13 protein-coding genes are annotated in these 11,577 nt (G+C 37.1%); 6 read left to right on the forward strand and 7 right to left on the reverse strand.

Annotated features, from left to right (window positions below):
• Positions 1 to 511: 511 nt before the first annotated feature.
• Entirely contained in the window at positions 512 to 1,939 is a 1,428-nt protein-coding gene (locus tag A5816_RS09425) for a helix-turn-helix domain-containing protein (protein ID WP_086311220.1), read from the forward strand.
• Between the two features lie 160 nt (positions 1,940 to 2,099).
• On the opposite strand, the gene A5816_RS09430 is transcribed toward A5816_RS09425, so the two are convergent.
• The gene (locus A5816_RS09430) at positions 2,100 to 2,465 is read right to left on the reverse strand and encodes a DUF1622 domain-containing protein (RefSeq protein WP_002292507.1); all 366 of its coding nucleotides are present in this window, start codon (positions 2,463 to 2,465) and stop codon (positions 2,100 to 2,102) included.
• A complete protein-coding gene (locus A5816_RS09435; protein WP_086311221.1) occupies positions 2,462 to 2,827 on the reverse strand; it encodes a DUF1622 domain-containing protein in 366 nt (121 codons plus the stop codon). The genes A5816_RS09430 and A5816_RS09435 overlap by 4 nt, the downstream gene beginning before the upstream one ends.
• Before the next feature lie 433 nt (positions 2,828 to 3,260).
• Here A5816_RS09435 and A5816_RS09445 point away from each other — a divergent pair, with 433 nt between their 5' ends.
• A complete protein-coding gene (locus A5816_RS09445) occupies positions 3,261 to 3,389 on the forward strand; it encodes a hypothetical protein (RefSeq protein ID WP_002287569.1) in 129 nt (42 codons plus the stop codon).
• Between the two features lie 56 nt (positions 3,390 to 3,445).
• Complete coding sequence (locus A5816_RS09450; protein WP_086311222.1) at positions 3,446 to 5,140, forward strand: oleate hydratase; 1,695 nt, start codon at positions 3,446 to 3,448, stop codon at positions 5,138 to 5,140.
• A 25-nt stretch (positions 5,141 to 5,165) separates the two neighbouring features.
• On the opposite strand, the gene A5816_RS09455 is transcribed toward A5816_RS09450, so the two are convergent.
• The gene (locus A5816_RS09455; RefSeq protein ID WP_143354107.1) at positions 5,166 to 6,038 is read right to left on the reverse strand and encodes a hypothetical protein; all 873 of its coding nucleotides are present in this window, start codon (positions 6,036 to 6,038) and stop codon (positions 5,166 to 5,168) included.
• A gap of 290 nt (positions 6,039 to 6,328) precedes the next feature.
• On the opposite strand from A5816_RS09455, the gene A5816_RS09460 reads away from it, so the two are divergent.
• Together A5816_RS09460 and A5816_RS09465 are read left to right on the forward strand one after the other, a co-directional pair.
• Positions 6,329 to 7,462 (forward strand): alcohol dehydrogenase catalytic domain-containing protein, encoded by a 1,134-nt coding sequence (locus A5816_RS09460; protein WP_002292500.1) that lies wholly within the window; start codon positions 6,329 to 6,331, stop codon positions 7,460 to 7,462.
• 30 nt (positions 7,463 to 7,492) lie between these two features.
• Positions 7,493 to 7,807 (forward strand): YrhK family protein, encoded by a 315-nt coding sequence (locus A5816_RS09465; protein WP_002292499.1) that lies wholly within the window; start codon positions 7,493 to 7,495, stop codon positions 7,805 to 7,807.
• 137 nt (positions 7,808 to 7,944) lie between these two features.
• On the opposite strand, the gene A5816_RS09475 is transcribed toward A5816_RS09465, so the two are convergent.
• Positions 7,945 to 8,403: a GNAT family N-acetyltransferase gene (locus tag A5816_RS09475; protein ID WP_086311223.1), complete on the reverse strand. Its 459-nt coding sequence runs from the start codon at positions 8,401 to 8,403 to the stop codon at positions 7,945 to 7,947.
• A 214-nt stretch (positions 8,404 to 8,617) separates the two neighbouring features.
• On the opposite strand from A5816_RS09475, the gene A5816_RS09480 reads away from it, so the two are divergent.
• A complete protein-coding gene (locus tag A5816_RS09480) occupies positions 8,618 to 9,355 on the forward strand; it encodes a bifunctional 2-polyprenyl-6-hydroxyphenol methylase/3-demethylubiquinol 3-O-methyltransferase UbiG (protein WP_086311224.1) in 738 nt (245 codons plus the stop codon).
• A 97-nt stretch (positions 9,356 to 9,452) separates the two neighbouring features.
• On the opposite strand, the gene A5816_RS09485 is transcribed toward A5816_RS09480, so the two are convergent.
• The 3 genes from A5816_RS09485 to A5816_RS09495 are packed head-to-tail and all read right to left on the reverse strand — an operon-like array spanning position 9,453 to position 11,397.
• A complete protein-coding gene (locus A5816_RS09485; RefSeq protein ID WP_086311225.1) occupies positions 9,453 to 10,706 on the reverse strand; it encodes a PTS sugar transporter subunit IIC in 1,254 nt (417 codons plus the stop codon).
• A 28-nt stretch (positions 10,707 to 10,734) separates the two neighbouring features.
• Positions 10,735 to 11,052 carry a PTS lactose/cellobiose transporter subunit IIA gene (locus tag A5816_RS09490; protein WP_086311226.1) on the reverse strand — a complete coding sequence of 106 codons (318 nt, stop codon included), beginning with the start codon at positions 11,050 to 11,052 and terminating at the stop codon, positions 10,735 to 10,737.
• Between the two features lie 24 nt (positions 11,053 to 11,076).
• Complete coding sequence (locus A5816_RS09495; RefSeq protein ID WP_002292494.1) at positions 11,077 to 11,397, reverse strand: PTS sugar transporter subunit IIB; 321 nt, start codon at positions 11,395 to 11,397, stop codon at positions 11,077 to 11,079.
• Positions 11,398 to 11,577: the final 180 nt, after the last annotated feature.

Consider the following 11,577-nt stretch of genomic DNA (forward strand, 5'->3'; position numbering starts at 1 on the left):
CAGCTAATTTGCCAGAATAACCAGTTGTCTATTTTCCATTATGTTTCTTCCCTCCATATTTCGTTGGTCAATGTCTCGCAGATACATGTGCTTATCTGTAACACCTCTTCACTATAGCGCCAAAAATGAGAAAATTTTTTTTATAACATCAGATTCACGTAGAATATTTCAAACAAAAATAAATAAAGTCGGATTTTTCTGATAATTGCACGTGGAAAAACGAACAATTTTTTAATAAAACAGACTTCTAAAATGGATAGTCTAAAAAAAACGAACAAATAACTTAAATGACTATTATTCATTCATTAACTGTATTTCCATTCCTTTCACTTGTTAGTAATTCACAATCTATTTTCTAATGAAAATATTTATTTTTCAATTTTTATAACATGCAAATCTTTTATCAACGGAATTTACAGGCTTTTTCAGAAATTAACTGATGATTTCAAAAAGAAAACATGTCATAATGTTTTCCATATTGTGCAAAAAAATACAAGATGGAGGCTTTACTATGATTGAAGAATATATTGAGAAGAATATTTTGAGACAGCTGTTTTTATGTGGGCAATTCTATGTAAATAAAGAAGTCAATCTAGAAAAGCTCTCCAATCTTCTACATGTTTGCAAAACCACTTTACTCAATGATATCAATAACATAAAAAAAGAATTTGAAGAACAAATTGTTTATACACATCGGGAAAAGGATTGTTACACTTTATATTTTTCAGAACATATACCTCGATGTAAGATCATGCAGCAATTAACTCAAAATTCGTTGTTTTTAAAAACTTGCCTGCTTTATTTGGAAGAAGATGAACCTGATTATCTCCAATTAACTGAGTGTGAATTCATCTCTGTCAGCAAAGCTTACTCCTTAAAAAAACAAGTATTGGCTTATTTTCATGATTGTGGGATCGAAATCGACCGCTACTCCCCTCGATTCACTGAAATGGAAAGACGTCTATTGCTTCTTAATGTGGCTTATCGTTTAGGCAGCTTTAAGTCCTGGGAGCTACCTGAATCGTTTTTTGAACGTGCGGATCGTTTCATTGAATCTGTAACGGAGAATAGCGGTAGATTTTATGATAACGAAAATAAAGAAATCTTATCGATTGGTTTTGCTATTAGTTTTTTGCGCCAGCAGTTGTGTACTGTGACAATAGATCCAACATTTATCGAAGAAATCAAAAAACGTCCTATTTACAATTATGTCGAGTCAGCATGGGAAACCACTGATTTCCAAACCTATTATAAAAAAGAAGAATTTGTCTTTATTTTGACACTGTTCAATCTTTGTAATTATGGTTTCCATTCTTATCAGTTGATTGCGGAAGATTTTCAACAGCTGCACCAAGTGTTTATTGACAATACTCCCGAAATAAAAGAACTAGTTGCTACCTTTGAAACTCATTTCCATCAAGAATTATTCGGGAATCAGCCATTTGAACGTGCGCTGATTCATTTGATGCGTTCGGCTTGGGATAACTATCAATTATTCATGCCGGAAAAATTTTATCTTCTAAATGAGGAACAGGCAAATTTATATAAAGAAGTCCAAATTCTTTTTTCCAGTTGGGCCAAACGCCTCCCTTATGATCTACGGTTTAATCCTAATTGCATGCGAGCTTTTGTCATCGAATTGAGCGGAATTCTCCGTCTGACAAAAGAACGTCTGACTATCTATATCGTCACAAATTCAGATGTTCATTATCTGATTTATCGGGAAGCCTTGGAAGCTGTAACTACTTTCGATTTTCAAGTTGCACCAACAATCTATGCAAGTATAGCTGATATAAAGAAGTATGCACAGCAACCCTCGAACCGAGTGTTATGTGAACGTACACTATATACACCGGATGCAGTCCAATATGAGAATATTATTCCTATTTCAATCAATACGATCGAACGAGCAATCGTTTCAGCTGTGCAAAATAAATAAGAGGCTGTGACAAACATCATGTCACAGCCTCTTATTCTGAGTAAACAATATTCCAGAAGTAACTTCTCCGGAAATAAGCTGAAATTTTCGTAAATTTCTTCTTATTCCTTGAATCTGCCCACTTCTTAACAACCTCTCGATAAACGGCGGGCTCACAACCTCACTTATTTGGGACGTCTACTGGTCCGATTTCTTTATTTAAAAAATAAGAAATAATCGTTCGGATAACTACCAATGCAGCTAGCTGGAAAATATCCTGCAAAGTAGGTTTGATAATCGATTCGATGATCCCAGCCGAAACAAGAATTTCTAAACTTAGGAGTATATAACCTCCCAACATCTTTTTAATAGCATTGTTCTCGCTGACTCGGTCGTTTTTCGCTTCTGTATGGACAAATAAGTATTTCAAGAAATCCTTAATCGACAGACAAACGCCCCAAATCAATAAACAGATAGCAAAAATATCAAGTCCCAGTACAAGTTTTTCAAAATATGGAAGAAGAAACTGCATCAACTCTGTCGTCATCCTACCTCTCCTCTTCTTTGTTTCTCTTTGTCTTCTATTTCCTGATTCAAGAAATAAGAAATTACTGTTCGAATGATAATAATAAGTGCAAGCTTCAAAATATCTGTCCAAGTCGGCTTGATAACTGACTCGATGATATCAGCAACGACTAGCACTTCCAAGCTTAACAAAATATAACTTGCTAACAGTTTTCTTGTATCTGCATTACGAGTATTACGTTCTGCATAATTTTTCTTGACATGAGACCAATCAAAAAGTTTGAATAGAACAAGAACGATCCCAGCAACTAAGATACCGATAGAACAAATATTTAAAATAGCAATGATCCATTCTAGAAATTCAATCAAATTTGAGTGAAACATATAAGCTACCTACTTTCTTTTAATTTGTTCCTATTCTTTTATTGTAAAAGAAATAGACCTTGTTCGTCTATTTAAAAGTTGTTTTATTGATCACACCTTGCCTAAAATCCTCCTCTTCCCTTTCTCATTCTTCACCATCCATACATCATGGAAGTATCCAAAACAACATAGCAAGTTAAAATAAGGTTTAGTCCGTCATCAGCTTTTCAAAGTGGCACTGTCTCGCGCTTTTTTTTTACCCAAATTTCTAAAAATAGAACCATACATCTCCTCAAAACTTTTCTTCTTTCCTACCCTGTTACTAATTACAGGAAAATCAGACACTTCTTCTTTTTTGTCAAAATTTCCTTTTTCTTCTCACCCTATCATTTGGCATTCTCATAAAAACGAACTATCCTTGGATATAGAAAGAGAAAACAAGGAGGCGTTTTTCATGAGTAAAAAATTAATCAAAGTCGGCATCGGTTTAGGTTTGCTTGCCCTTGGCGCTGCATATCTAGGAAAAAAAACAGGACTATTCGAAGATGATAGTCATTTATATGATGAATTTGAATCCATCTAGCATCCTATTTCGTTGAATCACTACGGACATACTTGGAAGACATTGGAGGAATCACAATGAGAAAAAGTAAAGCAATAATGATTGGTGCCGGTATTGCCAATATGGCAGCGGCTGTTTATTTGATTCAAGAAGGCAAATGGAAAGGGGATCAGATCACCTTTTATTCATTGGATGATCACGGTTCAAATGATGGTGCACCGACCGACACTGTAGTGGATGAATATTGGAATAAAAATCATCCATTAGAAAACCAAAAAGGCTATATTGCTCGAGGCGGTCGCATGCTTAATTACCGTACCTATGTAGATTTGATGGATCTATTAAGTCGAATACCTTCTGTTACTGAGCCAGGAATGACTGCTGAAGAAGATACGAGAGATTTTGATGCAAAACACCGTACCTTTGACAAAGCACGTTTGATGGAAGGTGGTAAAGGAATCATTGACGGTGGAAAACTGGGCTTCAACAACAAGGACCGTATTCTTCTGACTAAACTGATTGCCATGCCTGATTCAGAAGAAGAAAAACTAGACAATATCACTATCGAAGAATATTTCAAAGATGATCCACACTTTTTTGAAACAAACTTCTGGTTTATGTGGGAAACAACATTTGCTTTCAGAACACGTAGTTCTGCTCAAGAATTGCGTCGCTATATGCATCAAATGATTTATGAATTCACTCAAATCGAACATTTAGTGGGCGTCAATCGAACACGCTATAATCAGTACGAAAGTATCATGCTTCCTTTGATCGAGTACTTGAAAGAACAAGGATGCAAAATCATTTTGAACCGCCGTGTCACTGACTGGGAATTCAAAGATACACCGATGCAAGATGAAATCACTGTCACTGGTTTGAAAATGATTAATACATTGACTCAGGAAGAGGAGCATGTCACGGTAGATGAAGATACAGCGGTTATTTTCACTAATGGTTCTATTACAGATTCAGCTACTTTGGGAGATTACGAAACACCAGCTGTAGAAAATATGGATTATGGTGCAGCTTCTAGTCTCTGGAAAAAAGCCAGCGAACGTTTCTATAACTTAGGAAATCCCGACAAATTTTTCGCGGATCGAGATGCGAGCGAATGGGTCAGCTTTACTCTGACGACGAAAAACCACCTGTTATTGAATGAAATCACCCGTATCACGACTCAAGAACCAGGAAATGCCTTGAATTCATTTATTTCAACTACACCGATCACGCCATTAGGCCAAAAAGATGTCAATATGTCTATCGTCGTGCATCATCAACCGCATTTTACGTCTCAAAAACCAAATGAAACAGTTATTTGGGGTTATTTCCTTTATCCAAGACGACGTGGCGAATTTGTGGATAAACAGTATATTAAGATGAACGGAAAAGAAATGTTGGAAGAACTGATTGGACAACTTTCAAAAGTAGATCCTGGTCCAGTGAATATTCGGGAAAAAGAAACAGAGATTTTCGACAGCGTAATAAATAATATCCCTGTCTATATGCCTTATGCTTCCGCATTGTTCAATAACCGTGCAAAAAGTGATCGACCAAAAGTCATTCCTAAACATTCAACCAATCTGGCCTTTACAGGAGAATTTGTTGAGCAGCCTTATCAGATGATCTTTACTGAACAAAGTGCTGTACGTTCTGGAGAAATCGCTGCTTTCCATTTTGCGGGCATCCCTATGTCCCATCTTGTCAAAACACCGCGTTACGACAAAGACATCCCTACTCTAGCTCGTGCCGCAAAAAAAATGTTTGAATAATCAAGAGGTTGTGACAGATTTCACGTCACAACCTCTTATTATTTATATTCGTTTCTTTTTGAAAAAACCTTTTTTCAGTATTCACTCTCTTGCCAATCCACCATAACCCAGCTGCTATCACTACTTCAACGATTGCTACTACACTAAAAAATTGGATGAATGACAAAATATATGTGTCTAACAAATGTTGCAGTGCTTGGGTTCGAATATTTAACTGACTGGTCATATCGTACAAATAGAGACTGACTGACAGAATTAATAATTGGAAGCCTGCACCTCCTATCACCACTGCAAATGACCAAAGAACTTTTTTCCAAGACATTCTGTATAAATAAAACACTCCGCCCAGCAATACAAGCAAGATACTACTGATCACTGGAAGAAAAGAAACCATTCGCTCTCGTATCGTCAATATCTGATCGATGAATGACATCAAATAAATGGATTGTATTCCTCGCCGAAAAATTCCAGAAGTCATATAGATGAGTAAATTGTTTTCTTCACTAGCAAATGGATCATCCTCTGCTTCTTCTTGTTTGTATGTATTGATTATCTCTTGGAGCTTTTCTTCTACTTCCTTTTCTCCGATCAGTTCTACTGGTTCTTTTTCATATCTGTTGCGGATGAAAAGCTCGATATTTTTTTGTACTAGTTCTTCAGAAACAATCTTTTCCAATGCTTCAGCCGGAGCTCCGATCTCATAATGATAGCTTTGGATCTCTCGATTGATCTCAGCAGCTACTTTTTTCGCATAGTCCGATTGCATGTTTTGCTCTAACATAAAATGTTGATTTGCCAAGGTGCTTATTAAACAAAGCATAACAGTCAGGCAAAACAGGCAGACAGAACTAATCATAACAATGATCCGTTTATTCCATTTATTTTGAATTTGTTTCATTACGCCTCCTCGTATTTGTTTTTTCACTGAAACGAATGATGGCTGGTTATTGTTTAAATAGTTAAAATGATTCAATAGTTCAACTATACTTTACTGTACGTAAGGATACAATGAAGGCACACTCCTTCTTTTTCTAATAAAAAAAAATTTTGGAAGTCTTGCTTTTTTGAGGATTTTTATGTTGAGAAAAAAGCGTTTCATTATCAAAAAGATAAGAACTCCTTTAGAATGAAATTATCTGTAGTACCAATAATGCAGACAATTTTGTGAATCTGAAAGGAGCATCTCCAATGAAAGCAGTCACTTGGCAAGGAAAACAAAAAATGGAAATCAGAAACGTAGATGATCCAAGAATATTAGAACCAACAGACGCAATCATCCGTATCACAGCAACCGCCATTTGCGGCTCCGATCTGCATCTTTACCATCATGGTGAAGCAGTTTTGGAAAAAGGGTATGTTGTAGGTCACGAACCTATGGGAATCGTCGAAGAAGTAGGATCACAAGTTCAAACATTGAAAAAAGGGCAACGAGTGGTTATTCCTTTTAATATCAGTTGTGGTCATTGTCATTTCTGCCTGAATCACATGGAAAGCCAATGTGATGAATCAAATCCAGATCAGTTATATGGCGGGCTTTTCGGTTTTGGCAAGTTGAATGGCAATCATTGGGGAGGGCAAGCAGAATACCTAAGAGTACCTTATGCAGACTCTACTTCGTTTGTCGTTCCAGATAATAATCTTCCTGATGAAAAAGTTTTGTTTTTATCAGATATTTTGCCTACAGCTTATTGGAGCGTTGAAAATGCAGGCGTAAAAAAAGGCGATACAGTTGTGATTCTAGGATCTGGTCCAGTCGGTCTATTTGCTCAAAAATTCGCTGTAATGGCTGGAGCAGAGCGCGTGATTGCAGTGGATCCAGTACAACATCGTTTAGATAAAGCGGCTAATTACAACGGCGTGGAAACTTATTTCTTAGAAGACACAGCCCAAGCTGGAACGGAATTATATGAGTTAGCTAAAGGTGGTGCCGATGTCATCATCGATTGTGTAGGAATGGACGGGTTAGAACCTGTAAAAGAAAAAGCAAAAAATTTGGTGAGCCTACAAAGCGGCACGATTTCTCCATTACAGATGGCTTCGCAAGCTGTCAAAAAATTCGGAACCGTCCAAGTAACTGGTGTGTATATGACGCCAGCTTCTTCTTACCCGCTTCAAGAGTTTTTCATGCGAGATATTGCGGTCAAACATGGACAGGCACCCATTATCCATCTGATGCCGAAAATCTACGAAATGATTGCAGAAGGACTATTTGATCCTACACAAATCATTACTCATTCGCTACCACTGGAAGAAGCCGCACAAGCATATGAGATCTTTGACAAAAAAGAAGATAAAAATATAAAAGTTGTTTTGAAACCTTGAAATCAGTAAAAAATACAGGTGATTTTCTTTATGCCCAAAATCAAACGAAATACCCATGAGATCGAAATAGGAAAAGAAGAAGATATCGAAATACGAGGACGTCGCTTCCGCTTCTATTTCCAAAACCGTTACACATTGATCTCACTAGCTGTCGATTTATTAACCGGGATTTTCTATATTTTTGGAAGCCTTGCTTCCTTAACTAAAATCCCCGATCGATATGGCACCTATTTTTATTTGGCTGGTGCTGTTTTCTTGACGATTCGTCCTATTCTCAGAATCGTTAGGAACATTTTTATTTACGACGAGAAAAGAACAAGGAAAAAGCATGGGAAGGCAGTTTAGCCTTCTCCATGCTTTTTTGTTATTCTTGTGTTGTGCATATTTCGCATACTGCGATTCGAAAAAATTTCTAAGTATAGAACAATTTTTCGGTTTCCTTCTCTATATACTCACGTCTATGTTGTTTCATGTACCTACTCTTACAGCGTCATTTGGTACACTCGCACAGGAATTCCTTCATTATCCTGAGCCATCCCGATAAACTGCCAATTGTATTTTTCATAAAAATCCGTATGATCCGTCACAAGATAAAGCATCTTTACGCCCATTTCTGCAAAGTCTTGCTTGATCGTTTCTAAAATCATTTTGGCAATCCGTTGGTTTCGGTAGTCTTTTTCAACAAACAGTGCACAGACATTCGGAGTCAAATCTACTCGATCATGAAAATCATTTTCAACAACACCTGCACCTGCAATAATCTCTCCCAATTCATCCAACACCACATACCATTGCGGAACCGATGTGTTTTTTCTCGTGCTTGCTTGGATACTTTCTTCATAAACAGCAACTGGCAGATGCCATTTTGAAGCAAACCATTCGGCTGTTTCTTTTATCAACGTCGGTCGATCCCGCAATTTTATGACTGTTCTTCTTTCCATTTGTACTCTCTCCCATTCATATTTGGTCTATTATAGCACCTTGTATTTCAAATAGCTTTTCAATCGCTTGATTTTTTATTCTAATTGCAAATGTAGCGTAAAATTCGTTAAAATACAGAAGAAAGGGTGATCAGAATGATTGCACATAAAAGAGATTTGCTCCATGCAATACTACTTTCTTAGATCTAAAAACTATTGCATGGAGGAAAAATGAATGAAAAAAACAATCTACGATAATCAAGAATTTTTTGAACAATACAAACAAATGGCTCGTAGCCAACAAGGACTGCAAGGCGCTGGGGAATGGCATGTCTTGAAAAAATTACTCCCTGATTTCAGGGATAAGCAAGTATTGGATTTAGGATGTGGGTACGGTTGGCACTGTCGTTATGCTGCAGAAAACGGTGCGAAAAAAGTGATTGGTGTTGATTTGTCCGAAAAAATGTTACAAGTTGCCAAAGAAAATACACCTTTTACAACTATTGACTATCTTCACGAAGATATTTCTCTGGTTGATTTTCAAGAAAATCAATTTGATGTCGTCATAAGTTCACTGGCTTTCCATTACGTCGAATCGTTTGAACCACTGGTCAAAAAAATCAAAAATTATTTAAAAGCAGACGGTCATTTTGTCTTTTCAGTTGAACATCCAGTATTCACTTCTATTGCTGAACAGGATTGGATATATGACGAAGATGGCAACATAAAATACTTTCCTATAAATGACTATTTCTATGAAGGAGAACGATTAACAAACTTCTTAGATTCGCCTGTAAAAAAATATCACCGAACGTTGACAACCTATCTTGAAACTCTTTTATCTAACGACTTTCATATTCAACATGTAGCAGAGCCCATTCCCTCAGAAAACATGTTGGAACAACCAGGAATGAAAGACGAATTGCGCCGCCCAATGATGCTGATCATTTCTGCTGTGAATAAGAAACGCTAGTAAAAACTGTTTTGCAATATGCACGATTCGTTTTTTTACACTGACTATACCAAAAGAAAAAGCAGAACCAGATAACCGGTTCTGCTTTCTTTTTTCATTAAGCATCCAAAGCTTCTTTTCTTCTTTCTTGGATCGTAGCTACCTTGACGAACGGCAGATAGATCAAAATAGAAAGAATCATATTGACAGCGGCCAGTACACCACCTGCAATACTCTTCGTTGCCAATACACCGCCAATAATTGGTGGCGTTACCCATGGTGGCATAACAGTAGCTGCTGGCACTAAACCTGTAGAAGTCGCAAAGTACGCAACACTAACTAAGACCATTGGTGTCAAAATAAATGGAATGAACATAATTGGATTCAATACGATCGGTAAACCAAACATCGTTGGTTCATTGATATTGAAAACACCTGGCGCAATCGACAAGTTTGTTACAACCATATACGGTTTGTTTTTACGTCCTACTAAATAAATAGCTAACAGTAAACCTAATGTTGCACCTGTTCCTCCTAAATTGACAAAGCTGTCGAAGAAAGGTTTGTTCACGATAAATGGTGCGCTATGTCCAGCTGCGATCGCATTGACATTTGCTTCGATTGCTGGCGCATTGATCGTTTGCATCAAAGGATCGACCATATTCGCCCCGTGTAAACCAAAGAACCATAAGAATGGTGTGATAAATGCAAGCAATAATGCAGATGGATAAGAGTTCGCAAGTCCCATAAATGGTTCTTGGACCACTGTATAGAACGAACCTACGATATCATCAACCCCAAATGCAGCAAAAATTGCAGCAACTAAAGCAAAGGCAGAGATAGTGATCATTGCTGGCAGTAATGAAGCAAATGCTTTCGCAACTGCTGGTGGCACACCATCAGGCATTTTGATGATCAATTTTTCATTTCCGCTTAAACGTACAAAGATTTCTGTTGAAATAATCCCAACAATAATAGCAATAAACAAACCGTTTGAGCTCATACCTAATGCTCCGCCTAAAGCAAAGAAAGAGCCTAAAGAAATCACACCTGCGGAAACACCGTCTTTTCGGTAGCCGTTAGCTAAATGATACGCAAGTAAGAAAGCAATCAAGACAGAAAGAATGGCAAATGTGCCGTTCCAAGCTGCAGCCCCGAATCCTTTCCATGATTCACCGCCAAAAATTGAATTCATCAATTCTTGGAATCCGGGAATCGGTAAGTTATTGATCATTACTGCTAATGCTCCTAAAATCATTAACGGCATACTCACCATAAATGAATCCCGAATCGCAACTAAATGCCGTTGTGCACCAATTTTTGATGCGACAGGTATAAAATGTTTCTCCATAAATGCAACAAATTTATCCATAAATCTTCCCTCTTTTCTTTACTGTGGATTACGCGTCCAACCGACGATACAGGTCAATGATCTCTTTTGCTAAATCTGTAAAAGCAATAGATGTCATCAGGTGATCTTGGCTGTGGACTGTCAAAAGTGTTACTTCAACGTGGTTTCCTTGTGCTTCTTGCGTCAGCATCTCTGTTTGAGAGTGATGTGCTTGGACTAAAGATTCCTCTGCATCTTTGATTTTTTCATCTGCTAAAGTGAAATCTCCTTTTTTCGCAGCAGCAATCGCTTCCATTGAATCGCTTTTTGCATTTCCGCCAAACATGATCAGACCCATGATGGCTTCTAGATTTTTTTGATCTTCCATTTCTTGTTTCCTCCGATATTTTTATTATTTGTTTATTAGTTTTTCTGCTTGGTCGAGTACTTTTTCACCATTCATCATGCCATAGTCAGCCATATTGATCACATCTAAAGGAATCCCTTTAGGTGCTAGCTTTTCAGCAAATTGATTTTGCATAAAACGTACTTGCGGACCTAAAAGTAAAACGTCTACATTTTTAGATTCTAGTTGATTATCTGCATCTGAGGCAGAGACAGCAAAGATATCTGCTTCCATTCCTTTTGCTTCTGCTGCTTTTTGCATTTTTGTGACTAGGAGGCTTGTACTCATTCCAGCTGAACATACAAGCATGATTGTTCTCTTTTCCATTTTAAACACGTTCCTTTCTATTCTTACACTTGTATATAAAGCAAGTAGTGTGCCAACTTTAAAAGCGCTTTAAAAAGTTGATATTATCACGTTTATGGTCTATACCAAGTTACATACACACTAAAAAAGAAAGCGCACACTAAACACACAAATTCTTTTTTATTGTGTTTATTTCTTTTA

This window comes from Enterococcus sp. 3G1_DIV0629, assembly GCF_002141285.1.
Classification (GTDB): Bacteria; Bacillota; Bacilli; order Lactobacillales; family Enterococcaceae; genus Enterococcus_B; species Enterococcus_B lactis.